Origin of the sequence: Duganella margarita, assembly GCF_009857535.1 — a bacterium.
Taxonomy (GTDB): Bacteria; Pseudomonadota; Gammaproteobacteria; order Burkholderiales; family Burkholderiaceae_D; genus Rugamonas; species Rugamonas margarita.
Genome location: NZ_WWCS01000014.1, coordinates 14,949 through 38,883 on the forward strand (window position 1 = coordinate 14,949; position 23,935 = coordinate 38,883).

Genomic DNA, 23,935 nt, shown 5'->3' on the forward strand with positions numbered 1-23,935 from the left:
TATACCCGTCAGGCGATAGGCTCCAATTCGTTCCCCGCGTCGTCGAGCAAAGCGCACAATTGCGGATACTGGTGCAGCTGCACCATGTGGCCGATGCGCGCCACCACGTCGGCCAGCGCCGGCGGCAAGGGTGCCAGCAGCGCGGCCACGCGCGCCAGGTTCAGCTCCTGCAGGGCGACTTTCAATTCCTCGCGCAGCGCCGCATCGAGACGCTGCAAATCGCCGCGTTCCAGCGGCGTCGGCGGCAGGCGGCGCACAGCGGCGCGATGGCGGCGCACAAACTGCAAATTAAGCTGCCGCTCCAGCACCGCGTACAACTGCGCCTGCTCCACCGGCTTGCGCATGAATTCGTCCGCGCCGGCGGCCAGCGCTTCCTCGCATTGCTCGGCAAAAGCGGACGCGGTCAGCATCACGATCCCCGGCTGCACAATCTCGGGATTGGCGCGGATCTGGCGCGTGGCGCTGATGCCGTCCAGCGCCGGCATGCGCCAGTCCATGAATACCAGGTCCGGCTGCCATACGTCCACCATGGCCAGCGCCTGCACGCCGTCGCCCACTACCGCAACGTCAAAGCCGAGGGGCGTCAGCAGGCTTTCCATCAGCGCGCCGCCGTCGGCGTTATCGTCCGCCACCAGAATGCGGCGGCGCTGCTGCGGCTCCAGCGCGGCGACTTCATCCTCGCCTGGCTGCGGCGCGTCGTCCGCCACCTGCACACTCACCGTGAAATAGAAGGTCGCGCCCTGCCCGGGCGCCGATTGCACCGCCAGCGTGCCGCCCATTAGCTGCACGAATTCGCGCGAGATGGTCAGGCCAAGGCCGGTGCCTTCTTTCGCGCCCGGGCCATCGGCCTGGATGAACGGCTCGAAAATGCGCAACTGGTCGTCCGCGCTGATGCCGGGACCATCGTCGATGACGGCAAACGTCAGTTCGCACTGGCCGTTGTGCGAGGCGCCACGCACCTTCAGCGTGACCTTGCCCTGCGCGGTGAACTTGACCGCGTTCGACATCAGGTTCAACAGCACCTGGCGCAGCTTGGTGCCGTCCACGCGCGCACTGACCGGCAGGCCGACGCTGTCGACCACCAGTTCGACGCCGGTCTGCACCGCGCGCATGCTGACCATGTCCAGCACTTCCTGCAGCATATCGTTGAGATGGACCACTTCCGTTTGCAGCACGGCGCGGCCGGCTTCGATCTTGGACAGCTCGAGGATATCGTTGATCAGCGTCAGCAGATGCTGGCCGGAGCGGTGGATGATGGCCAGGTTGCGCTTCTCTTCCGGCAGCATGTTCTTGGAATCGGCCATCAAGCGCGAGAAGCCGATCACGGAATTGAGCGGCGTGCGCAGCTCGTGGCTCATATTGGCCAGGAAGGTGCTCTTGGCGCGGTTGGCCGCCTGCGCCTGGCGCACCGCCACCGACAGCGCATTGGTGCGCTCGGCCACCAGCTCTTCCAGGTGGATGCGGTGACGGCGCAGCTCCTGCTCCGCCATGCGGCTGTCCGTGACGTCGTAATTGACGCCGACCATGCGCATCGCGTGGCCGTCGGTGTCGCGGAAGGTCATGGCGTCGGCCTTCATGTAGTGCACCGTGCCGTCGGCCCAGATCAGGCGATATTCGATGTCGAATTCGGCGGTGCCGTTGAGCGCCTGCTGCAGCAGCATCTCGGTCGGCATCACATCGTCCGGGTGCACCATCTTGCGCCACGCCTCGAACGGGTCGTCCAGCTTGCGGCCCTCCATGCCGTGCAGACGGTACATCTGCTCATCCCACACCATCTGGCGGTTGGCAATGTTCCAGTCCCAGATGCCGATGGCGGCCGCGCTGGAGGCGATCTGCAGGCGCTCCTCGCTGGCATGCATGGCCACGTAGCGGCTCTCCATCAGCCGCACCATCTCGCGGATCGACGCGTTCAGCGTTTTCAGTTCGCCGCTATACCAGTTGCGCGGCGGCTCCACGCCGGAATTCTGGCCGGCCTTGACGCTGGCGGCGTAGCGTTCGATATTGGTCAGCGGCTTGAGGATCAGCTGCCATAGCAGCAGGTAAAGGCTGAGCACCAGCGTCACGTCCAGCACGAAAATCAGGCCGGCGATGGTGTACAGGCGCTGGCGCAGCTGCACCACCAGTTGCGCCGGCGAGGCGTAGACGGTGATGGTGCCGATATTCTGCCCACCCGCCACGATCGGCCGCTGCTCGGACAGCAGGTCGGGATCGGCCGGCAAGCGCTCGGCCGGGACCAGTTGCGCCTGCTCGTTGCGGGTCAGGATGAAGGGATGGCTGCTGGCCACCGGCGCCACGGCGCTGGCGTAAAGGTCGCGGTTGCTCAAGCCGCTCTTCATGATGGTGACGATCTGGGTCTCGTCGAAGTTCCAGGCCGGCAGCGCCACGGCGGCGGCCAGTTCGTCGGCGCTGTTGGCCAGCGTCTTGCGCAACTGCTCCCAGCGCTGCGCGCGTTCGACCTGGTAGAAATACAGCGCGAAGGTGGTCAGCACCAGCGTCACCACCGCAGTCAGTGTCACACTGACGAAGACGGCGATCGAGACTTTTGCGGCACGGCGGGCAAGACGGACCAACATCGGCAAACCATTCTTCTGAGGTTAATCTTGATAGTAACGTCTTAGATCATAGGTTCAATCCCGCATGAAGTCCATGCATATTTGCGGCTAAGCAACATCCTTAGCGATATGTAATTGATCGAAGGCATTGGCGGTGCTGAGGAACAGTTTGCCGTTCAGCTGCTGCAGCAACGTACTATTACGTAGACGGTCCATCACCGGTCCCTTGACCTCGGCCAGGTGCAGGCCGACGCCGCGCCGCTTCAGGCTCTGGTTCAATTCGGCCAGCGCCAGCAGCGCCGTGGTGTCGATCGAATTGACCGCCGACATCACCAGCAGCAGGTCACGGGCGCTCTGGTGCGTGGCCAGCTCGCATTCGATGCGTTCGGTCACCGCATCCATGTTGCCGAAGAACAGATTGGCGTCGATGCGCAGCGCCAGCAATTCCGGCTGCGTTTCAGCCGGATAGCGTTCGATATTGCGGAAATGTTCAGTGCCGGCGATGCGCCCGAGCACCGCGATGTGCGGCCGGCTGGCGCGCCAGATCAAGGTGCCCATCGACAGCGCCACGCCGACCATCACGCCGGCTTCCACCCCCATCACCAGCACACCGAGACAGGTCGCGCCCCAGGCCAGCGCGTCGCCGCGGTCATATTCCCAGGCGGTGCGCAGGATGCCCAGCTCCAGCATGCCCAGCACCGCGACAATGATGGTGGCGGCCAGCACCGGCATCGGCAGCAGTGCCAGCCAGCCGGTCGGGGCCAGCAGCGCGCAGGCCAGCAAGCCGGCGGTGATCAGGCTGGCCAGCGGCGTGTTGGCGCCGGCCGCGAAATTGACGGCGGAACGCGACAGGCTGCCGGTTACGGGAAAACCGCCCGACAGCGCGCTGGCCACATTGGCCGCGCCCAGGCCGATCAATTCGTGATTGCTGACCAGCTTCTCATTGCGCTTGAGCGCCAGCGCCTGCGCACCGGACATCGACATCAGGAACACGATGAAGCCGATCAGCAGCCCCGGTTGCAGCAGCGCGCGCCAGTGCTGGCTGGACGTGGCCAGGTTCAGGTGCGGCAGGCCGGCCGGAATGGCGCCGGTGGTGCGCACGCCCATCTCCGCCAGTCCGGTGGTCGCCATCAGCACGATGCCGCCCAGGACCACCACCATCGGCGCCAGCTTGGCGCCGATGTCGGCCACCGCCGGCGGCAGGCCGCAGCGCTTCAGCAGGCCGGCCAGATACTGGCGCGACAGCACCAGCAACAGCACCGTGCCGACACCCAGCACGGCGCTCGGCATGTGCACATGCGGCAGCGCGGCGCCCAGCAGCGTATGCAGCTGGTCGTAAGCGATGACGATGGCCGAACCGACGGTGAAGCCGCTCATCACCGGACGCGAAAAGAAGTTGGCCAGGAAGCCCATGCGCAGCAGGCCGCACAGCAGCAGCACCGCGCCCGACACCAGCGCCAGTTGCGCCGCCAGCACGCCGGCCAGCGCCGAACCGGGCGGCGCCAGCGGCCCGATCACGGCGGCCGTCATCAGCGAGACAATCGCCATCGGGCCGACCGATTGCGTCATGCTGCTGCCGAACAGAGCATAGACGATGGGCGGCAGGATGCTCGCATAAAGTCCCACCACCGGCGACAGCCCCGCCACCACCGCGTAAGCCACGCCCTGCGGGATCATCATCATCGTCACCACCAGGCCGGCGCTGATGTCGCCAGGCAGCTGGTCACGCCGGTAGTGCTTCAGCCATTGCAGCATTGCGATTCCACTGTACAGAAAAACGTCAGTTTACCTTAAATGCGTTTACCAAATTAGCTCATGCGAAAAACTCATATTGCGGCACACCGTTTTCAATATGATAATGTGAACAACTTATCAGGGAGGTCCTATGAAGCGCGTAACCGGCATTGGCGGCATCTTCTTCCAGGCAAAAGATCCAGTGGCGCTGCGCGCCTGGTATCAGAAGCATCTGGGCATCGACGTGCAGGTATGGGGCGGCGCCGCCTTCACCTGGCAGGGGTCGGAAACGACCATTTGGTCGATCGGCGAAAGCGGCGGCGACCACTTCGCGCCCAGCACCGCGCCGTTCATGATCAACTACCGCGTCGACGACCTGACCGCCCTGCTGCAAGCGTTGCGCGAAGAAGGCTGCCAGGTGCTCGACAAAACCGACGATTCCGAATACGGTAAATTCGGCTGGGTGGTCGACCCCGAGGGCAACAAGGTCGAACTGTGGCAGCCGCCGGCCGGACAATAACTCAGCCCTGCATGCGCGCGCGGCCTTTGCCGTCCAGTTTCATCTCGGTCAGGCGGTCGCCGTAGCGCACCTTGACCGCCTGTCCCGGCTTGCCGCGCAGTTGCAGCTGTTGCAGGCCGCCTTGCGACCAGTCGAGGTCCACTTCAACGCCGCCGCGTGCCCGCACGCCGCGCACGCTGCCTTCGGGCCATGCCTGCGGCAAGGCAGCCAGCAGGCGGATTTCGCCGCCCCACGATTGCACCAGCATTTCCAGGATCGCCGCCGTGCCACCGAAATTGCCGTCGATCTGGAACGGGGGGTGGGCGTCGAACATATTCGGATAGGTGCGCTCGGGGCCGAGCAGTCCTTGCAGGATGGCGTAGGCCCGTTCGCCTTCACCCATGCGCGTCCATAAGGCCAGGCGCCAGGCGGTGGCCCAGCCGGTCGATTTGTCGCCACGCGTGTTGAGCGTGACTTTAGCGGCAGCGATCAGCTCCGGCGTATCGCGCACGTTGATCTGCTCACTCGGATACACGCCATACAAATGCGAGACGTGTCGGTGCTGCTGCTCCGGCGCGCCGGCATCCCAATCCTCCAGCCATTCCTGCAACTGGCCTTGCGCGCCGACGCGGTCCACCGGCAGGCGCGCGCGTTTGGCTTGCAGTTCGGCGGCGAAGGCCTGGTCGTCATCGCCGAGCAGCGTGTGCGCCTGCAGCGTCCAGCCGAACAGGTCGCGGATGATCTGGCGGTCCATGGCGGGACCGGCGCAGGTGGCGACACCTTGGTGGTGCTCATTCTCGGGCGAGATGGAAGGCGACGTCACCAATCCCCTGCCCTTGGGATCCTCCACCAGTGTATCGACGAAGAACAGCGACGCGCCTTTCAGCAGTGGATAGATGCGGCGCAGGTAAGCCTCGTCCGGGCGGTAGTCGTAATGATCCCACAGCGCCTGGCACAGCCACGCGCCGCCGCACGGCCACATGCCCCACAGCGGTCCGTCGATCGGCGCGGCTGCGCGCCACAAATCGGTATTGTGGTGCGCCATCCAGCCGCGCGCGCCGTAGCCTCTGGCGGCGGTGACGGCGCCGGTCACGCTTAAGTCTTCCACCATGCGCAGCAGCGGCTCCACGCATTCGCCGATGTTGGCCGATTGCGCCGGCCAGTAATTCATCTGCGTGTTGATGTTGATGGTGTACTTGCCGCCCCACGGCGGATTGGTGCCCTCGTTCCACAACCCTTGCAAGTTGGCGGGCTGGCTGCCCGGCCGCGACGACGACAGCAGCAGGTAGCGTCCGTACTGGACGTACAGCGCAGCCAGGCCGGGATCGGGCTGCTGCTCGGCCAGTGCTATACGTTTGTTGGTCGGACGCGGATCGGCGGCATCGGAACCGATGCGCAGCGACAGCCTGCGGAACAGCATCTGATGCGCGCGTACATGGCCGCTGCGCAGCTGCGCATACGGCTTGGCGGCAGCTGCGGCGGTCTGCTCCCGCACCTTTTTCACAGGATCGCCGCTGACATCGGCGTAGCTGACATAGCTGGTCGCGGTGGCCACCAGCAGCGTGACCGAGGTGGCGCCGCGCACTTCGATGCGGTCTTCGCGCGGCGTGATCGTACCGTCGCCCAGCGCCTGCACGCGCACCGCGTAACGCAGCGCCGAGGGGATGCCGGCGGCGGCGACGTTGCGGCCTTCGATCAACAGCGCATCAGCGCCGTCGGCGCGTAGCGACAAGGAGGACGGACGTTCGCTGGCGCGCACCGGTTCGCGATAGTCCCACGGCATCGGCGCGGCAGTGGCCGACGAAATTTTGGCGCCGGTGTAATCGGTCACGCCGTAATTGGTTTCCAGCGGGTGGCGGTAGCCGAGGTCGAAATTCATCACGCCGCCGCTGGCGCTCAGGCGGATCACCACCACCTGGTCCGGCGCGCTGGCGAACACTTCGCGCTTGTAATGCGTGCCGCCGTCGGTGAAGCGGCTGGAGGCGATCGCGGTGTCGAGGTCCAGCCAGCGCCGGTAGGCCGTGCCGCCGGCTATGCCCTGGAAGTCCAGCAGCAAATCGCCCGCCGCGCCATATGGCATCTGCGTGTTGGGAAGGCCCATCATTGAGGCCGAGATCAGGTCCGCCGCTTGCTTGAACTTGCCGGCGTCGATCAGCGCCCGCACCTGCGGCAGCGCCGCCAGAGAAGCGGGATTATTGGGATCATACGGACCGCCGGCAAACAGCGTGTCCTCATTGAGCTGGATGCGCTCCTGCGCGATGCGGCCGAAGCACATGGCCCCAAGGCGGCCATTACCGACCGGCAGCGCCTCCACCCACGGCCCGGCGGCCTGCTCGTACCACAGCGACAGGCTTTCCTGCGCCCCGCGCGTGGTGTCCTGCACGGCCGCCCGGGCCAAACCGGGAAAGGCCATGGCCAGTCCCGCCGTGATCATGAAACTGCGTCTTGTTGTGGTCTCCATGCGCGCTATTCTGCGCGGAGCGGCGTGCCGCCACAAGTACGAAATTCACCAAGCCGGCTTAGATTTTTGCGGCTAGCCAGGCAGCGCGGCCTTCACCGCTTCCAGCACTTCCAGCGACAGCGCCTCGTCATCCACCGCTCGTGACAGCACGATGGCGCCGACCATGGCGGCGTAGTTGGCCAGCGCCTGCTTGCGCCGCTCGGCGGCGTCGGCGCCGGGCATCAGCTGCTCCAGGATCGCCATCTGGCTGCGCGCGCCTTCGGTCATCGCGTGACGCGCCTTGGAACCTAGGCGGGCCACGTCCGGCCCCAAGGCAGTAACCGCGCAGCCAAGTTCGGGATGGTCGCGATGCTGCTCGTTCAGATAGCCGTCGTAGATTTTTTCCAGCGCCGCGTCGGGGCCAGCGGACAAATAACCTTCCCAGCGCTCGACGGATTTTTTCAGCGCGTGCGCGGCCGCTTCGGCCAGCAGATCTTCCTTCGAGTCGAAGTGACCGTAAAAGCCGCCGTGCGTCAGGCCGGCGCCCTTCATCAGATCGGCCACGCCGATGCCGTCGTAGCCCTTTTCGCGGAACAGCCGCGCGGCCGTTTCCACGATGCGCTCACGGTTGAGCGCCACTTGTTCCCTGCTGACTTTCATTTTGGACTCCCACTTCTAATCTATTGACATTATACAGTACGAGCATAATATATCAATCATTGCGATCATCATCTAAAGGAAACCATCATGAAAGCCGTCATCAGCGCCTACGCCCGTTCGCCGTTCCACTTCTCCCGCAAGGGCAAGCTGGCCGAAGTCCGTCCCGACGATCTTGGCGCGCAAGTGGTCAAGGGGCTGATCGAGCGCACCGGCATCGATCCGAAACTGCTGGACGACGTCATCCTCGGCTGCGCCTATCCCGAGTCCTCGCAGGGCAACAACCTGGCGCGCATCGTCGCGCTGCTGGCCGGCTTTCCGCATGAAGTCAGCGCCATGACCATCAACCGCTTCTGCGGCTCGTCCATGTCGGCGGTCCACATCGCCGCCGCCAATATCGAGGCAGGCCTGGGCGAAGCCTACCTGTGCGTGGGCGTGGAGTCGATGACCATGGTGCCGCAGGGCGGCTTTAACTTCTCGCCCAATCCGCAGCTGCTGGCGGAAACCGACGCCTACATCAGCATGGGCGACACCGCCGAAAACGTCGCCCGCAAATACGAAGTGTCGCGCGCCGATCAGGAGGTGCTGGCGCTGCAATCGCACCAGAAGGCCGCCGCAGCCCGCGCCGCCGGCTTGCTGAGCGACGAAATCGTCCCCATCACCACCGCCAACGGTGACGTGATTGCGGAAGACGGCTGCATCCGTCCCGGCACCACGCTGGAGGCGCTGGCGTCATTGAAGCCTGTCTTTGATCCGGAACATGGCGTGGTTACTGCCGGCACCTCGTCGCCGCTGACCGATGGCGCGTCGGCGGTGCTGGTGACCACCGAAGAATTCGCCCGCAAACACGGCCTGACGCCCAGCGCGCGTATCGTCTCGATGGCGGCGGTGGGCTGCGATCCAGCATTGATGGGCATCGGTCCGATTCCCGCCACGCAGAAAGCACTGCGGCTGGCCGGCCTGACCGCGGCTGACATCGACGTCGCCGAGATTAACGAAGCCTTCGCCTCGCAAGCGCTGGCCTGCGTGCGGGAGCTGGGCATCAAGCCGGAGGTGTTGAATATTGACGGCGGCGGTATGGCCATCGGCCACCCGCTGGGCGCCACCGGCGCGCGCATCACCGGCAAGGCGGCGGCGCTGCTGAAACGCACCGGCGGCCGTTATGCGCTGGCCGCGCAGTGCATCGGCGGCGGCCAGGGCATCGCCACCATCCTGGAAAAAATCTAGGCGGCCAGCTCGATACCGTTGCGGCCCGCGCGCTTGGCGCGGTGCAGCGCGGCGTCGAGGCGATCCAGCACCGCGTCGCTCCCCTCTTCCGCGCCGACCTGCGCCACGCTCAGCGTCATGCTGACGGCGGCGCCATGACCGGCCAGCGGCAAATCGGTCTCCGCAACTGCGCCGCGCAGTTTTTCCGCCAGCCGCATGGCGTCGTCCGCGTTAGTGTGCGTGGCGACGATCAGGAATTCTTCGCCGCGCATGCGCGCCAGCGTGTCCGAGGTGCGCAGGCGCCCGTGCACCGTCTCGGCGATCTTGCGCAGCGCCGCCTCGCCCACCGGTGCGCCGTATAAATCGCTGGTGGAGTGGAAGCTGCCGACGTCGAACGACAGCACCGCCAGCGGCAGGCCATAACGGCGCGCGCGGCGGATTTCGTTGTCCAGCGCATCCTCGCCGGCACGGCGGTTGCCGGCGCCGGTGACCGCGTCCACCGTGCTCATTTGCGACAGCTGACCGGCCAGCGCGTCGTTGCGGTACTTTAACTCGCTCATGCCGATACCAAAGCTGACAAACTGCGCCAGGCTGGCGAAGCACGCAAACTGCTCGCGCGAGAATCTGATGTAACGGTCGAACATCAGGCAGATGGCACCCATCCTCGGGCCACCGGGTTCGGCGCACAACGGCAGGGCCAGCACCATGCGCACATTGCGATCATGCAGCGCCATGGCCAGTTCCGGATTACCGGCCTTCTCCGGCGCATCCAGCAGCACCATTTCGCCGCGCGCCGCCGCCATCAGCGCCGGGAAGACGTCGCGCAGCGGCGATTGCAGCAGATGGTCGCGCCGCTCCAGCAAGCGGCCCAGATCGAGATGATTGCGGGCCTCCTGCGCTACCAGTTGCAGATCGCCGCGCTCTTTGATATGCATCACCGAAGTATGGCGCACCCCAGGGAAGTTACACAGCGCCAGACAAATTTGCGAGGCCATGGTATTGATGGTGTCGATACCGGCCAGCGCCCGCTGCAGGCTGCGCTGCACGCCCAGCAGGTCGCGCAACTCCTTTTCCTTGTCCAGCAGCTCTTGCTGCATGGCGGCGGCGGGATCGGCAGGCACCATTAGGGCCTGGGCCACGGCTTGCTGCAACTCGTCGTTCAGCACCGTGCAGATGCGGTAGTCGAAACCGCCGTAAGCCATCAGTTCCGGCAGCCAGGCGCTATGTTCGTAAGCGCACAGTACCAGGATCGGTGCGCCGGCGCGCCCACGGATCAAGGCGCCGAAGCCGGCCAGCTGGTTCAGGTGATCAAAACCGTTGAGGTCGAGGATCAGCAGGTCCGCCTCGCGCTTGGCCAGGGCGGCGCCGACCGCGTCCACGTGGTCGCACAGCAGCAACTGGGAGAACATTTCCCCACAGCAGGATTGGAATTCCGCGCGCCGCTCGGCGCCGGGATTAAAGAAGACGCCCGTGCTGTTCGACCGGCTGTAGACTTGCGACATGGTGTGACTCCCCTAGTATCTTTTTTGTTTTGTTTGTTCCTCGAACGATAGTGTGCCATAGAGTTCAAAATTAGCAATCTTTTTGCAAAAATTTTATGAAGGCGCGCACTATGTGAACAAGCGTACCGTCATGCAACAGACCCGCGCCAATACTGGGTGTTCATGTATTAAGGAGAGCACCATGTCACAATCGGAAAACAAGGCCGATGCTGGCAGCGCCAGTCTGCAGCGTGAAATCCAGCAGCGCCAGGATCAACAGGATCGCCAGGAACCGCGCGCCAGCGTCGCCAAGAGTGAGGCCCCCGTGCAAACTGCCGGCCACGTCTACCCCGGCGCGCCAATGCCATCCCAGCACCTGGACAAACCGGGACTGGAAGCGGACATGCAGCAGAAACCCGAATTCCTAGCGCCCGACTATTACGGCAGCGGCAAGCTGGCCGGCATGGCGGCGCTGATCACCGGCGGCGACTCGGGTATCGGTCGCGCGGTGGCCGTGCTGTACGCGCGCGAAGGCGCCGACGTCGCCATCATCTACCTGAATGAAGACCAGGACGCCGAGGACACCAAACGCTACGTCGAGGCCGAGGGCCAGAGCTGCCTGCTGCTGCGCGGCGACGTACGCGACGCAGCGTTCTGCCGCGACGCCGCCCATCAGGCGCACGAGCGTTTCGGCCGGCTCGACATCCTGGTCAACAACGCCGCCTTCCAGGAGCATGCGGAAAAGCTGACCGACCTGACCGAAGACCGCTTCGACCTGACCATGAAAACCAATGTGTACGGCTACTTCCACATGGCCAAGGCCGTGCTGCCTTACTTGAAGCGCGGCGCGTCAATCATTAACACCGGTTCGGTGACCGGACTGCAAGGCGCGGAGAATCTGCTGGACTACTCCACCACCAAAGGGGCGATCCACGCGTTCACCAAGTCGCTGGCGTCCAACCTGCTGGAACAAGGCATCCGCGTGAATGCGGTGGCGCCCGGGCCGGTATGGACGCCGTTGAATCCGGCCGATGCGTCGCCCGAGGATATCGTCAAATTCGGCGCCGACACCGACATGAAACGCCCGGCGCAGCCGCAGGAGCTGTCGCCGTCGTACGTGTTCTTGGCGGCGCCGTCCTGTTCCAGCTACATCACCGGCATTGTGCTGCCGGTGACCGGTTCGGTGGGCGGCTAAGCGATGGCCGCGCGCGCGTTGTGGAAAGGGGCGATCAGCTTTGGCCTGGTCTATATCCCGGTCGAGATGTACACCGCGGTGCAGGAGCACGACTTGGACCTGACCATGCTGGACCGGCGCGACTTTTCGCCGGTCGGCTACAAGCGCTATAACAAGAAGACCGGCAAAGAGGTGACGTGGGACGATATCGTCAAGGGTTACGAGTACGAGGATAACGAATACGTGGTGCTGTCGGACGAGGATCTGAAGCGCGCCAATGTGGAGGCGACGCAGACCATCGACATCGTGGCGTTTGTGGAGGCGGCCGACGTGCCGCTGACTTACTACGAGACGCCCTACTACCTCGCACCATCAAAGGGTGGCAACAAGGTCTACGCGCTGTTGCGCGAAACCCTGCGCAAGGCTGGCAAGATCGGCATCGCCACAGTAGTGATGCGCACCAAGCAGCATCTGTGCGCGCTGGTGTGCGTGGAGGACAAGATCGTCCTCAATACCCTGCGCTACGCGACCGAGATCCGCAGTGCCGAGGAATTGAAGCTGCCGCCGGCAACCTTGAAAGCGGCCGGCATCAGCGACAAAGAATTGAAGATGGCGCTGTCGCTGGTGGACGGCATGAGCGAGGAATGGAAGCCGGAGCAGTACCACGACACCTACAAGGAAGACGTGCTGGCCATGGTCAAGAAAAAAATCAAAGCCGGCCAAACCAAAACGATTACTGCACCGGAGGCCGAACCCAGCGCGCCGAAGGCGTCCAACGTGGTCGACCTGGTGGCGCTGCTGCAAAATAGCCTGGGCAAGCGTGGCAGCAAAGGCGCTGCCGCGAAGACCACTCCGATCGAGGAGGAGGACGAAGAGGAGGAGGAAGAAGTCGCGGCCAAGCCAAAGCCACGCGCCGCGAAATCCACCTCTGCAACGCGCGCAAAGCCGGCAGCCAAGCCAGTGGACAAGCCTGCCGCGAAAAGCAGCGCCAAGCCCTCCGCGCACACCACCGCCGCCAAACGCAAACCCGCCGCCAGCCGCAAAGCTGCGTGAGGAACAATAGCGCGGACTCCAGGAACCAGTTGATATTAATTGCAATGGAATACCAATCCTTTGCGTGGAGCCTTAACTGTCATATGAAACGAAGGTCGGCTTGCGCCCCAAAGCGGTCAAAGGTTGCCATATATGAATTAGAGAAAAACCCTAAGTTAGTTCAGTAACGAAAATAACTTCAACCGAAGCGAGGTGCCTTTCATAACTTTACGTCTGAATTAATCAGGAACATTGCCATTTTTGCTTGAAGTGCCATTTTTCCGGAATCGATTTGGTTGAGGCCGAGGCTATGCCCCATCCAGAACGTAAGCACGGCCCAACATAATAGTGCGGCATCTTCAATTTCAGCAGGCTTGAATGCTAACTCATGCTGCTCCGGATTGTAATGGGTTAAATAGTGTCGAGTCGCTTCCAGCCTTGGAATGAATTTTCTCAAAAATTCCTCGGAACTAGGTGGATTGCCCAAAATCGGCATGAGACTATGTTGCGGAATTCTATTAAAGAGGTGTTCAAGCTTACTTCGCAGTGACAAATCGTTGATGCCACCGATACGAGAAAGTATCGTTTCCTTATGTTGTTCGAGCTTTGTCATTTCCTCTGATGGGACATGCTCAAGGCTGGAGGGGAAACCTTCTCTCATCCATTGAATAAATCGCTTAAAAGTTGCTTTCTTTGCATACTTCGAATCAGTAGGCCAAAGCAATCCATAGAGGTGCTCAAGTGTCTGAACAGTCCGCAGCAGGATAGTCGCGGGGGAGGCGCCATCCGAACAAAGCAATTCTCTATAGGTTGCAGCAGGCACTCTTAGCTCCAACTCTCGCTCAAACCAAGTCTTAATTATTTCTGGAATTTTCCCCCCATAGTCAGCGAACCGGGTCGAAAAATAATCTGCATCTACGCGAATGGCCCTCGGTACGGTAACTGGATAATGCAAATAAGCCATCTTCGCAGCGCTCTCACTTGGTTGTGACGCGCTTAAGTCCAGTGTGTACACTCCACTTCCGATTAGAAATACAAACAGTTCTCGAATTGACGCTATTAATTCAATATACCAAGAGAGGTCTTGGGGTTCTTTCGGAATTAGTACAAGTTGGTAACTATACGGCCAATTTTTACCATCCGGTGAAGCCAAATTCGGTATCGAATGCGCGCAATGTGTTTTTAACTCAACCACGACATCTTTGAACACTAGCTCGGTCATAAGGTCGTCAGGACTGAAAGAAATCTTACAAACCTTATAGTTTCCCGGTTCATACTCCAGCTTATATGGAGCACTAAACCAATCATTAAGATGGGAGAATTTAACCTGAACCCATTCGAGTTCACAATTCTCTGGATTATCCCAGTGTCCCCCACCAACCGATAGACGTGCTGACACCCTAGTTCGGAAGAACTGCCCATTGAAGATTTCTACTGCGCACCAGCAGGAAAATATGGAACATAATGCACCGTTAAACAAGCGTCCATGAATCACTGGAATCTCAAGAGGTCTAGGCGGATTACGTCCTCCGAAAAGATTTCCCTCTAATGTGACCTCTATTCCGCTGCCAGGCTTGAAAGACATAGTCCCCCAACATTGTTGCTCGGGCTTACTAGGTATCCAAAATGACCCCGTTGACTCCCAAGGTCTCATTAAACGCTCATCAGCTAGTGCAGGTGGAGGAGTAGATGCAGATGTAGCGAATCCAACAGGTTTGCTGTACCAACTTAGATGCATTTATTCCTCCTTATCTCATCAAGAATTTATAGCTCGGACATAGTGCATCTCTCGCACTCCAGAGACAAAGCGCAACAACATTACCTGGAAGCTTCCAAGTGAAAGGCCGTATATGTACTCCTCCTCGTTTGCAAACATTCCGTCTTTGACTTTTAGGTACGACTGCTCACGTATATTCGGTCTCTAACTGCTTTGCCCGTCGTCGGGCAAGGACCATAATGGGCTATTCGCGCGCCGGTTCCCTATCGCTATTTCGGGCTCGAAGGCCACAGACATTCTCGGGTTCTGCCAGCGCCGGTTCGACCTGTTGGCCATCAACGGCTTGTTTCGCAATCGTGGTTGGATACTCCTTTTTACGTACTAGCCGCTCTCTGTTTAAACTGTCACCGGACCAGGCTGGTAGTCCGTGCCCTTGGTCATCATCGCCCAGGCGATACGCGCCGTCTTGTTGGCTAGCGCGACCGCCGCGATATTATGGTGCCTCGTCTGAGCAATGTGTGTTACCCAGCGACTCATCCGATCATTCTTGCTGGCCGCCGTTCGTAAAACTGAACGAGCACCGTGAATCAACAGCGTTCGCAGCTGAGCATCGCCGCGTTTCGTAATGCCCAGCAATCGTTCCTTGCCGCCGGAGCTGTTCTGCCGTGGCGTTAGCCCCAGCGATGCCGCCATCTGCCTGCCACTGTTGAACTGCTTCGCATCGCCGACGTTGGCAACGATCGCTGTGGCGATGATCGGGCCGACGCCGCGCAGTTGCTGCAACCTGGTGGCGACCGGATCGGTAGCCGCCGCAATTTCAATTTCCTGATCCAATTCTTTAACTCTGAGTTCCAGGTTCATGAGATCAAGCCACAAGCCGCGCAGCATGCGACGGAACCGTATCGTCAGACCATTCTCCATATCCTCCAGCCAGCAAGGCACGGCTGCTCGCAACTGGATCATTTCCCTTGGCGCTACCAAGCCATACTCGGAACATAGGCCGCGAATCTGATTGCCCTTGGCCCTGCGCTGATTACATAACTCAGCCCTGATCCGGTGTATCGCCTGTAAGTCCTGCTGCTCTACAGATTTGATCGCGACGAAGTGCATGTTCGGACGGCTCATCGATTCACAAATTGCCTCCGCATCGTTCGCGTCGTTCTTGTTGCTCTTCACATACGGCTTGACGAACTGAGGTGCAATCAGCTTCACAGTGAAGCCGCTTCTGCAATTGCCGAGCCCAGTGATATGCGCCACCACAGGCTTCCATGCCAATTTCGCAGCCCGGCTCAATTTTCTCTAGCAATGCCGACAGCCATTCTGTACGACTTAGCTTCTTGCGCCATACGACCTTTTCGCAACGATCAACCCCGTGCACTTGAAAGACACTCTTGGCCAGATCGACGCCGACGCGGATAATCTTCATGGTGGACTCCTTCTCCTTAACTGGTTGTGTCGAAACTCCAGTTTAGGCGCCTAGACGCCGATAGGTGAAGAGGAGTCCATCCCATTGCTAATGGCCGACTGCGGCACGCGCCTTCAATTGGAGGCCTCATGATACTTCTGCCGATAGACATCAACCACCTCGGCCTCAAACTTTGGCAATTGCTCTAACAGCCACCGCCTGCCGTCGGGTGATGGCTCGACATAAGGATCAATCTTGTTTGCAAATGCCACTCCCTGGGCAATGACCTCATTCTCGTCTAGTAGTCCACCGGCAATCATAGCCTCAATTGGATGGGCAATTAGCTCACGAACTAAATGAGGCCGCATTGCACAGGCTGGTGCAATAATCGCGAATGCTTGTTCCACAAAGGCCCAGCAGTTTGTTGGCCAAAATGTCCCAGTGATTCTCTGGATAAGCTCAGCGTCCGATACAGACTCTGGTGCACTATTTACCGCCTCATAGAATTCTCCGAGCTCTGCGAGCCTACGAGGTGAACTCCATGCTGCAAAACGCTGCGAAGTGGTCATGTTTTAATTGTGTGTTGAACGAACTGCGGCGTTTACGTCTGCATTTGGCCGCTTGCCGACAAGTTGGCTGTTAGTTTCCACCTTTATCAATCCAATCAAGGAACGCTCGAACAACTGCGCAAAATGTTCCGACTTCCACTCTCATGCTCTCCAAAGCGTCATCGCCTGTTTTAAAAAGCAATCGTACACTGCCCCCGTCTCGAACTATGAAGGATTTTGACTTGTCAAACGACTCACCTCCGTTAGTCAGAAAGTCGTATTGGTAAAAGCGTTTAGAATCCGGGACAACTTCTTCTATAGAGCGGTCATCATCAAGGTAAAGCGCCTTGTCGATGAGGTCCCATGCGTATGCATCGCTCTGGTCCAGGAAAATGGCACAATCCATCTTCGGAAGATGCTCCAGGATTGCCTGAAGGTGGCTCGCAGTCACGTTTAGCATGCAGGCTGGCTCGTCAAAATCACCTAATACCTTATCGCCCGCGCGAATGCACATTCTGCCGAACACGCGGCGTGGCTCACTTCCAAACGGTTCATGAGCGCAAACAATGGCGAATTGGGATTGTTCCCCAAAGTGCCTATAAATCGATACTTCGGAACTCATTCGTTTATCGTGAGTTTAAATACGCAGTAACCACTTGCGAGCGTCGGCTTATGGCCGAACGCGGCCAGCCCGAATTTGGCAGTCAGTGCACCACATTATCGGTTGAGTTTCCATTGTCGGAACTTTCCAGCAGCTGTCCCGCACTCTTTAACAAAGCCGAAGTCTTTTCGACTGTCGCACCTATACGCGTTTCAAAATCACTGAGGCCAAATGCATTACAAATCTCGTTTAACGCATTGTTAATTATCAAAATCTCGCTAAAAGAAAGCTGCACTGTTACCCCGTTCTTGTCGAAATTTTTTGTAATCATGTTGAATGACTTTCGTAAGCTTGAATGGAACGTCCATTAGTGGCCCTCAGGAGAATTTCGATTCATAAATGCCGGGTTCCCTGCCGTTCAATTCTATGAAGCGGCCTATAATTTCGTCTCGAGGTAGCGGAATCCCTTGTGCTAGATTCTCAATGTACGGAATAAGCCACGATAATTTCGTGATTTCAAAGTGGTCGCGCCACTTTTGCTCCAAAGCTTCAGTCGCGGCTACGGCGCAACCTGCCGAGCCGAGCCCCACGCCCTCGCTAAAAGCTATGGGATATCGAACTGCATCAAAGCAAATATCAATATCATATGGCCAGGGGTAATTTGCCGAGCGTGCTCGCGACTTGATGCCGTGGCCAAGATTAAAATAAACTGCCATAGGTTATCAAAAAGATGTACGTCATAAGCTCATAGGTCAAACTAGACGTGATCGCAAGGTCCGGTTCCGGCCGTCAGCTGCCCAAATTAAGTTTCATTTTTTTGCTAGCCCGGGACGCCTCATAACGGCGCTTCTGACCAAAATAGAACAGCACCGCTAAACCACCGAATCCAACTGCGGCAATGTACTTCCTATCGCCGCCGTGATGGGCCGCCATCCAGAATTCCAAGCTCGACAAAAAAACCATGGCACGGTGTACATTGCATTTCCCTTAAAGAAACTCATTTTCACTTTTCACGCAAATTTTTTGGGAATTTTGTTGGCGCACGCGACTCGACAGGACGTTTGTGGCCGAAATCGGCAGGCACTATTTACGTATCAGGGTTCAATATTCCGGCTTCCTGAGTTCGATATCGATAGCTTCGAGTGCCAAACTGAAAGCTAGATGTGCTGCCACGTTCTCGCTATCCACAATAGCGGTTTTCCCCCGACAGACCACGCTGCCGCCCAAACTCATTACCAGATAATTTCCAGAAAATTTGTCCAATGGAAATTTTTGATCCACGCCAACGGTAACATGATGACCTCGATACTCATGCGTTTTCGAGTTTGGCATTTGAACATCCTTCGCGCTTGATTGGTCTGGCGATGCCGCATCCTAGCAGAACTGGAAGCTGCCAAAATACACCGTTTGTCACGTAAGCCAAGCGACTGCTTCTGACCGTTAACCGGTGTTGGCCGAGCGTTGTTTTTTGCAGAACGGCGGCGTTCAAGCTAGATAACCCAGCAGGCATATCAAGCAATCGCCTTAGATAATCTGGATCTGATCCGGATTCGATACTAAAATTTGTGTTTGATAATAATACTTGTCACTACGCTGGCCATTGTTGTCAAAAAACCAGATTGTCACCCGTTTGGCGGTCCCTTTTACCAAGATATGTTTACCAATGGCAGCCTTTGAAAGCTCGCCACCAAATACAGCTTCGACCTTTATCTTTGACTCTGGAGAGATCGCAATCGAGACATTCCTTTGGTCACGATAGTCCGACTCCGAATTAAGGTAAGTAATGCCGCGCTGGTTTCCAACAGCCAGTACTTGCAGCTCCACAGTTGTGGATACCGATTGAGGTGCGGATTCCGCTGCCATTGAGATCACTTGTTGTGGACTGTTTGCAGCCTGCTGAGACGGAGACTGGCTAGCACAGCCGGTCAGCAAAAGACCTATGACTAAAAAATTTTACTACCATCATATTCTCCATGTTTGATTGCAGCTGCCCTCTAGGTCGACGGCGCTTTACCCGGTCCTGCCAGGCGGCACAATTCATTGCGTCCGGCATTGATAGCAATGCAGCGCCACAGCGTCATTTTGACTGTTGCAACGGGGCAGAACATTTGAGTCCTGAGGTTATCCATTGCGCAGCCGAAATCGGCTAATAGCTGCGAGAATAACATTTTTGCCCAGCGGAAAACACGCAAAATCTCACGTTTTAGTGCTGGTGGGGCTTGCGCATGGGTGATGCGGAAGAAACGCCGATCAGCCTTGACCCGGTTTGAACTTCATCAGTTTCATGGCGGGAGCCAGTCCCTTGGCGGACTTGGCGTAGTCGTCCCATGGCGTGTTGCCGACGTCGAGCCGTGTGTGCACATTGTTCACGGTCCAGTGGTCCGCGCTTTGCAGGCCATCCAATTCTTCCCAGGTGATCGGCACCGAGATGCCCAAGCCGGGCCGCGTGCGGGCCGACCATGCGCATACCGTGGTGGCGCCGCGTCCGTTGCGCAGGTAGTCGATGAAGATTTTGCCGACGCGGTTGCGCGGGCCGCTTTTCAGGACGAAGCGTTCCGGGATGGTCTCCGCCATGTGCGCGACGATGGCTTGCGAGAAGGACTTCACATCATCCCAGCCATAGCCAGGCTTGACTGGCACCACGACGTGCAGGCCTTTGCCGCCGCTGGTCTTGAGGAAGGCCGGCAGGCCAAGCTCGGTGAGGAAAGCGCGCATCAGTTGCGCCGCTTCCTTCACCTGATCCCACGTGACGCCCTTGCCCGGATCGAGGTCGAAGATCATGCGGTTGGGCTTTTCGTAGCTGCTGCCGTTGGCGTTTTGCGTGTGCAGCTCCACCACGTTCATCTGTGCGGCCGAGAGCAGGCCCTCTTCCGTCGGTACTTCCAGCATTGGCGGATGGTCCGGATCCAGCGATTGCTTGAACTGCTTCACGCCCGGCATGCGCGACACTTCGGCGTGCTTCTGGAAGAACAGTTCGCCGCCCACGCCTTCCGGCGCGCGCACCAGCGATACCGGACGGCCTTTCAAGTGGGGCAGCATCAACGGCGCCACCAGCGCGTAGTAGCGCACCAGCGTAATCTTGGTGGCGCCGCTTTGCTTGTCGATGACGCGGTCGGGATTGGTGACTTTGAGTGACTTGGGCAGCGTGCCCTCAACGGCGGTTTGCATCGCGGGTTCCTCCTTGATGTGCGCCGCTTGTTCGCGCACGATGGCGTTGGCTTTTTTATCCTTGCGCAGACCTTTGAAGACGGAGTGACGAATCGAGCCGGAATGCGTCCATTCGCCAAAGGCCACTTCGGCCACCAGCACGGGTTTGAGCCAGTGCGCTTTTTTATCGATGTCACGGCTTGGAGCGAACGGGCTTTTGTCGGCAGCCTGCTTGTCCATCTTGGCCTTCAGATCGGCCAGCGAAGCGGCATTGAAGCCGCTGCCGACGTTGCCGGCGTATTGCAGCTTGCCGTCCTTGTCATAAGTGCCGAGCAGCAGTGAGCCGAAACCGCTGCGCGTACCCTGCGGATCGGTGTAGCCGCCGATGACGAATTCCTGACGCTGGCCGCATTTCAGTTTGATCCAGGTGCCGCTGCGGCGCGCGGTGTAGCGCGAGTCGCGGCGTTTGCCGATGATGCCTTCAAGCCCCATCTGGCAGGCGGCGGCGATCATATCCTGCGGCGTGGCGTCCAGTGCTGCGCTGAAGCGCACGGTGTCGGTCTGGCGCCTGGCGAGGACTTTGTCCAGCATGGCGCGGCGCTGTTCCAGCGGCAGGTCGCGCAGATCGCGGCCGTTGTGGAACGGCAGGTCAAAGATGAAGTAAACCATGTCGCCGGGATTGTCTTCGTCGAAGGCGTTTTGCAGCAGGCCGAAGTCGGGACGGCCGTTGTCGTCGTGGACGACGATTTCGCCGTCATACCAGCCGGATGGCAGCTTCATTTTAATCAGCGCCGCGTGCAGCGGTTTCAGTTTGTGGGTCCAGTCGTTGCCGTTGCGGGTGATCAGGCGGATGTCCTTGCCGTCGATGCGGGCCAGGATGCGGTAGCCGTCAAACTTGATTTCAAATAGCCACTCCTCCACCGCTGACGGCGGGGCGTCCACCAGCGTGGCCAGTTGCGGCGACAGCTTTTCAGGCAGCGTGGCCTTGGGCGCCTCCGCTGCGGCTTGCGCGCCGTCGGCGGCACTCTCCGCCATGCGTGCCGATGCGGCGACGGGCCGCCCGGCGTCGCCTGGCATCGGCAACGCCTTGACGCTGTCGGGCATCTCGTCCACTACGCTGAATTCCGCCGCCGGACGCGCGTATTCGTCGTTCTCCTTGATCAGCAGCCAGGGCTCCTGCTTTTCCCCCTTGCCCTTCATGCGCACCAGCACCCAGCGGCCATGCATCTTGTGGCCGTGGATTTCAAATTTCAAGTTACCCGCCTTGAGCGCCTTGCGCGGATCGTCCAGCGGATGCCAGGTGCCCTTGTCCCAGATAATCACTTTGCCCGCGCCGTACTGTTTGGGCGGGATGGTGCCTTCAAAGTCGTTATAGGAAATTGGATGGTCCTCGACGTGCACCGCCATGCGCTTGTCGTGCATGTCGTAGCTGGGGCCTTTGGGAACGGCCCAGCTCATCATCACGCCATCCAGCTCCAGGCGGAAATCGTAATGCAGACGCGAAGCCCAGTGCTTCTGGATGACAAACGTCAGCGCCTCCCTGCCCTCGTCGCCGCCTTCGGCAGGTTCGGGGGTGATGGCGAAGTTACGTTTGGCCTTGTAGGTTTTAAGCGAGTCTTTCATGTCGCCAGCCTATGCCCCTCGCCGGCATAAAACCGTGCGCTGGCTAACTTGTAAGCGATTGTAAAGACCGTCAACGCTAGCAATCCGGGCCGCGTTTTTTGCTCAGAGACGCGGGAATTGTCCCGGGCCCAGAAAAACCTGATAGAGGATTGAATCATGACCAAAATTATCGCTACCCTGATCGCCGGCCTGTTCGCAACCGCTGCTTTTGCGCAGACTCCTGCCCCTACCCCTGCTGCCGCCAAGGCAGAAGCCAAGGAAGCCAAGACCGCCGCCAAGGCAGAAGCTAAAGAAACCAAGGCTGAGGTCAAGGCAGAAGCCAAGACCGCCAAGGTAGAAGCCGATGCCAAGAAAGACGTCGCTGTCGCCAAGGCGGAAGAAAAGTCCGACAAGGCCGATGCCCACGCCAAGGCCGTGAAAACCAAATCCAAAGCGCACGCCAAAACCGAAAAAACTGAAGCCGCAGCTGCGCCTGCGCCAGTCGTCACGAAATGAGCCGTCGCCCCCGCGAACGCGGGGGACCATAGAACGCTCGCTCAGCATGGACTCCCGCTTGTGCGGGAGTGACGGGCGAAAAAAAAAGCGGACCGAAGTCCGCTTTTTTGCATTGCTGCTGCGCTTAGTTCTGCGCGACTGTCGGTGCGGCGCCAGCGCCGTCCCAGCCACCACCCAGGGCGCGAATCAACGCCACCGTGGTCACGGCGCGATTGCCGCGCAATTGCACCGCAGTGCGCTCCACCGTCGCCAGATTGCGCTGCGCGTCCAGCAGATCCAGATAGCTGGAGCGGCCTGCCGAATACAGCTTCTGCGCCAGATCGGCCGAACGGCGCGCCGATACTACTGCATCTTCAATCTGCACCGTCTGGCCAGCCAGGATCCGCAGGCCCGCCAGATTGTCTTCCACTTCCGCGAACGCCGTCAGCACACTTTGACGATACGTGCCGACCGATTCTTCCAGCGCCGCTTCGCTGCGCGTGATATTGGCCTTGTTGCGGCCACCATCGATCAGCGGCATCGACAGCGCCGCGCCCAGCAGCCACGAACGGCTGCTCCATTTGAACACGTCGGCTACGGTGTTACCCGAGACGCCGCCCGCATTCGCGTTCAGCATCAGCGACGGGAACATCGCCGAACGCGCCACGCCGATGCGGGCGTTGGCCGCTTCCATCGCGCGCTGGGCGGCGGCGATGTCCGGACGGCGCTCCAGCAGCGTCGATGGCAGGCCGGCTGGAATCAGCGGCAGCAGCGTGCCATCCAGCAGCGGGCTGTTGCCGGCCGTGTAGCTGGCTGCCGGTTTGCCCAGCAGGACCGCCAGCGCATGCTCGGTGGTCACGCGTTGACGCTGCAGGCCAATCGCTTCGGCACGCGAGGTCGCCAGTTCCGTTTTGGCGCGCGCCAGATCGAATTCGCCGATGTCGCCCAGGTCGAAACGACGCTGGTTGACTTTGACGTTTTCTTCGCGGGTCTGCACCGTGCGGGCCAGCGTGTCCAGTTCGGCGTCGGTGGCGCGCAGACGGAAATACGTCTGCGCCACATCCGCCTGCACCGACAGCAGCACCGAGCGGTAGGTCGCTTCAACCTGCGCCGCGTCGCCACGCGCCGCAGCGACGTTGGACGATACGCGGCCAAACAGATCGACCTCGTAGCTGGCCGTCAGGTTGGCGCTGAACACCTTGGCCGGCGCCACCGGCGTACCGGCGGGCAGGCCCAGTTCCACATCCGATTGGCGCAGGCGCTGGGCGCCGACACCGACGCCGACTTGCGGAATGCGGTCCGCTTCAGCGATACCGGCAATCGCGCGCGCCTGCTTGACGCGGGCCGCCGCCACCGCCAGGTTGGCATTGGCGCGGGTGGCTTCGTTGATCAGCTCATTGAGGGCCGGATCATTGAAAGCCAGCCACCACTCGCCGCGCGGCTGGGCTTCGGCGGCTTGCGCCGCTTTCCAGGTGCTGCCGTCGGCGGCGGTTTGAGTAGCCGCCGGTTGTTGCGATTCCTTGAACGCGGTTGGCACGTCCATCGCAGGTTGCTTGAACTCCGGCGCTGCGCAGGCGGTCATCAGCAAGGCCGCCAGGATGGGCGCTACGCCCTTGGCGATCATCTGCAGCTTGTTCATCGAGTT

At 60.1% G+C, this 23,935-nt stretch carries 19 protein-coding genes and 1 pseudogene; 5 read left to right on the forward strand and 15 right to left on the reverse strand.

The features are described from left to right. Positions 1-8 precede the first annotated feature (8 nt). On the reverse strand, positions 9-2,573 hold the full coding sequence (locus tag GTP55_RS19985; protein WP_161046619.1) for an ATP-binding protein: 2,565 nt from the start codon (positions 2,571-2,573) through the stop codon (positions 9-11). An 87-nt stretch (positions 2,574-2,660) separates the two neighbouring features. Further along, a complete protein-coding gene (locus GTP55_RS19990; RefSeq protein ID WP_161046620.1) occupies positions 2,661-4,307 on the reverse strand; it encodes a SulP family inorganic anion transporter in 1,647 nt (548 codons plus the stop codon). 130 nt (positions 4,308-4,437) lie between these two features. Here GTP55_RS19990 and GTP55_RS19995 point away from each other — a divergent pair, with 130 nt between their 5' ends. Next, positions 4,438-4,806, forward strand: coding sequence for a VOC family protein (locus GTP55_RS19995; RefSeq protein WP_161046621.1), 369 nt, complete (start codon positions 4,438-4,440; stop codon positions 4,804-4,806). Between the two features lies 1 nt (position 4,807). Here GTP55_RS19995 and GTP55_RS20000 read toward each other — a convergent pair whose 3' ends face one another. Together GTP55_RS20000 and GTP55_RS20005 are read right to left on the reverse strand one after the other, a co-directional pair. Next, a complete protein-coding gene (locus tag GTP55_RS20000; protein ID WP_161046622.1) occupies positions 4,808-7,219 on the reverse strand; it encodes a glycoside hydrolase family 95 protein in 2,412 nt (803 codons plus the stop codon). A gap of 99 nt (positions 7,220-7,318) precedes the next feature. Next, the gene (locus GTP55_RS20005) at positions 7,319-7,885 is read right to left on the reverse strand and encodes a TetR/AcrR family transcriptional regulator (protein WP_161046623.1); all 567 of its coding nucleotides are present in this window, start codon (positions 7,883-7,885) and stop codon (positions 7,319-7,321) included. An 87-nt stretch (positions 7,886-7,972) separates the two neighbouring features. Between GTP55_RS20005 and GTP55_RS20010 the strand changes: the two genes are divergently transcribed. Continuing rightward, entirely contained in the window at positions 7,973-9,109 is a 1,137-nt protein-coding gene (locus tag GTP55_RS20010) for a thiolase family protein (RefSeq protein ID WP_161046624.1), read from the forward strand. Here GTP55_RS20010 and GTP55_RS20015 read toward each other — a convergent pair. Then, positions 9,106-10,590: a GGDEF domain-containing protein gene (locus GTP55_RS20015; RefSeq protein WP_229258071.1), complete on the reverse strand. Its 1,485-nt coding sequence runs from the start codon at positions 10,588-10,590 to the stop codon at positions 9,106-9,108. The genes GTP55_RS20010 and GTP55_RS20015 overlap by 4 nt on opposite strands. Before the next feature lie 181 nt (positions 10,591-10,771). On the opposite strand from GTP55_RS20015, the gene GTP55_RS20020 reads away from it, so the two are divergent. Both GTP55_RS20020 and ku read left to right on the forward strand, forming a co-directional pair. Next, the gene (locus tag GTP55_RS20020; protein ID WP_202423798.1) at positions 10,772-11,764 is read left to right on the forward strand and encodes an SDR family oxidoreductase; all 993 of its coding nucleotides are present in this window, start codon (positions 10,772-10,774) and stop codon (positions 11,762-11,764) included. Between the two features lie 3 nt (positions 11,765-11,767). Further along, entirely contained in the window at positions 11,768-12,796 is a 1,029-nt protein-coding gene (ku, locus tag GTP55_RS20025) for a non-homologous end joining protein Ku (protein WP_161046625.1), read from the forward strand. 199 nt (positions 12,797-12,995) lie between these two features. On the opposite strand, the gene GTP55_RS20030 is transcribed toward ku, so the two are convergent. The 9 genes and pseudogenes from GTP55_RS20030 to ligD all read right to left on the reverse strand — a co-directional run bounded on the left by GTP55_RS20030 (position 12,996) and on the right by ligD (position 21,816). Then, positions 12,996-14,513: an ApeA N-terminal domain 1-containing protein gene (locus tag GTP55_RS20030; protein ID WP_161046626.1), complete on the reverse strand. Its 1,518-nt coding sequence runs from the start codon at positions 14,511-14,513 to the stop codon at positions 12,996-12,998. A gap of 375 nt (positions 14,514-14,888) precedes the next feature. After that, a pseudogene (locus tag GTP55_RS20035) lies at positions 14,889-15,918 on the reverse strand (IS110 family RNA-guided transposase). Between the two features lie 113 nt (positions 15,919-16,031). Continuing rightward, positions 16,032-16,466 (reverse strand): hypothetical protein, encoded by a 435-nt coding sequence (locus GTP55_RS20040; RefSeq protein ID WP_161046627.1) that lies wholly within the window; start codon positions 16,464-16,466, stop codon positions 16,032-16,034. Positions 16,467-16,536: 70 nt separating this feature from the next. Further along, positions 16,537-17,067 (reverse strand): Imm42 family immunity protein, encoded by a 531-nt coding sequence (locus tag GTP55_RS20045; protein WP_161046628.1) that lies wholly within the window; start codon positions 17,065-17,067, stop codon positions 16,537-16,539. Between the two features lie 356 nt (positions 17,068-17,423). Continuing rightward, positions 17,424-17,762, reverse strand: coding sequence for a hypothetical protein (locus tag GTP55_RS20050; RefSeq protein WP_161046629.1), 339 nt, complete (start codon positions 17,760-17,762; stop codon positions 17,424-17,426). A 73-nt stretch (positions 17,763-17,835) separates the two neighbouring features. Then, a complete protein-coding gene (locus GTP55_RS20055) occupies positions 17,836-17,979 on the reverse strand; it encodes a hypothetical protein (RefSeq protein WP_161046630.1) in 144 nt (47 codons plus the stop codon). Positions 17,980-18,147: 168 nt separating this feature from the next. Beyond that, positions 18,148-18,378, reverse strand: a complete 231-nt coding sequence (locus GTP55_RS20060) for a hypothetical protein (RefSeq protein ID WP_161046631.1) — start codon at positions 18,376-18,378, stop codon at positions 18,148-18,150. 192 nt (positions 18,379-18,570) lie between these two features. After that, positions 18,571-18,909 (reverse strand): hypothetical protein, encoded by a 339-nt coding sequence (locus GTP55_RS20065; protein ID WP_161046632.1) that lies wholly within the window; start codon positions 18,907-18,909, stop codon positions 18,571-18,573. A gap of 387 nt (positions 18,910-19,296) precedes the next feature. Then, on the reverse strand, positions 19,297-21,816 hold the full coding sequence (ligD, locus tag GTP55_RS20070; RefSeq protein ID WP_161046633.1) for a DNA ligase D: 2,520 nt from the start codon (positions 21,814-21,816) through the stop codon (positions 19,297-19,299). A 156-nt stretch (positions 21,817-21,972) separates the two neighbouring features. On the opposite strand from ligD, the gene GTP55_RS20075 reads away from it, so the two are divergent. Beyond that, positions 21,973-22,311 carry a hypothetical protein gene (locus tag GTP55_RS20075; RefSeq protein WP_161046634.1) on the forward strand — a complete coding sequence of 113 codons (339 nt, stop codon included), beginning with the start codon at positions 21,973-21,975 and terminating at the stop codon, positions 22,309-22,311. 124 nt (positions 22,312-22,435) lie between these two features. On the opposite strand, the gene GTP55_RS20080 is transcribed toward GTP55_RS20075, so the two are convergent. Continuing rightward, positions 22,436-23,929, reverse strand: coding sequence for an efflux transporter outer membrane subunit (locus GTP55_RS20080; protein WP_161046713.1), 1,494 nt, complete (start codon positions 23,927-23,929; stop codon positions 22,436-22,438). Between the last annotated feature and the right edge of the window lie 6 nt (positions 23,930-23,935).

Excerpts from the sequence above, each read along its gene's own strand:
- GTP55_RS19985 (WP_161046619.1), bottom strand. The coding sequence starts at position 2,573 with ATGTTGGTCCGTCTTGCCCGCCGTGCCGCAAAAGTCTCGATCGCCGTC.
- GTP55_RS19990 (WP_161046620.1), bottom strand. The coding sequence starts at position 4,307 with ATGCTGCAATGGCTGAAGCACTACCGGCGTGACCAGCTGCCTGGCGAC.
- GTP55_RS19995 (WP_161046621.1), top strand. The coding sequence starts at position 4,438 with ATGAAGCGCGTAACCGGCATTGGCGGCATCTTCTTCCAGGCAAAAGAT.
- GTP55_RS20000 (WP_161046622.1), bottom strand. The coding sequence starts at position 7,219 with ATGATCACGGCGGGACTGGCCATGGCCTTTCCCGGTTTGGCCCGGGCG.
- GTP55_RS20005 (WP_161046623.1), bottom strand. The coding sequence starts at position 7,885 with ATGAAAGTCAGCAGGGAACAAGTGGCGCTCAACCGTGAGCGCATCGTG.
- GTP55_RS20010 (WP_161046624.1), top strand. The coding sequence starts at position 7,973 with ATGAAAGCCGTCATCAGCGCCTACGCCCGTTCGCCGTTCCACTTCTCC.
- GTP55_RS20015 (WP_229258071.1), bottom strand. The coding sequence starts at position 10,590 with ATGTCGCAAGTCTACAGCCGGTCGAACAGCACGGGCGTCTTCTTTAAT.
- GTP55_RS20020 (WP_202423798.1), top strand. The coding sequence starts at position 10,772 with ATGTCACAATCGGAAAACAAGGCCGATGCTGGCAGCGCCAGTCTGCAG.
- ku (WP_161046625.1), top strand. The coding sequence starts at position 11,768 with ATGGCCGCGCGCGCGTTGTGGAAAGGGGCGATCAGCTTTGGCCTGGTC.
- GTP55_RS20030 (WP_161046626.1), bottom strand. The coding sequence starts at position 14,513 with ATGCATCTAAGTTGGTACAGCAAACCTGTTGGATTCGCTACATCTGCA.
- GTP55_RS20040 (WP_161046627.1), bottom strand. The coding sequence starts at position 16,466 with ATGACCACTTCGCAGCGTTTTGCAGCATGGAGTTCACCTCGTAGGCTC.
- GTP55_RS20045 (WP_161046628.1), bottom strand. The coding sequence starts at position 17,067 with ATGAGTTCCGAAGTATCGATTTATAGGCACTTTGGGGAACAATCCCAA.
- GTP55_RS20050 (WP_161046629.1), bottom strand. The coding sequence starts at position 17,762 with ATGGCAGTTTATTTTAATCTTGGCCACGGCATCAAGTCGCGAGCACGC.
- GTP55_RS20055 (WP_161046630.1), bottom strand. The coding sequence starts at position 17,979 with ATGGCGGCCCATCACGGCGGCGATAGGAAGTACATTGCCGCAGTTGGA.
- GTP55_RS20060 (WP_161046631.1), bottom strand. The coding sequence starts at position 18,378 with ATGCCAAACTCGAAAACGCATGAGTATCGAGGTCATCATGTTACCGTT.
- GTP55_RS20065 (WP_161046632.1), bottom strand. The coding sequence starts at position 18,909 with ATGGCAGCGGAATCCGCACCTCAATCGGTATCCACAACTGTGGAGCTG.
- ligD (WP_161046633.1), bottom strand. The coding sequence starts at position 21,816 with ATGAAAGACTCGCTTAAAACCTACAAGGCCAAACGTAACTTCGCCATC.
- GTP55_RS20075 (WP_161046634.1), top strand. The coding sequence starts at position 21,973 with ATGACCAAAATTATCGCTACCCTGATCGCCGGCCTGTTCGCAACCGCT.
- GTP55_RS20080 (WP_161046713.1), bottom strand. The coding sequence starts at position 23,929 with ATGAACAAGCTGCAGATGATCGCCAAGGGCGTAGCGCCCATCCTGGCG.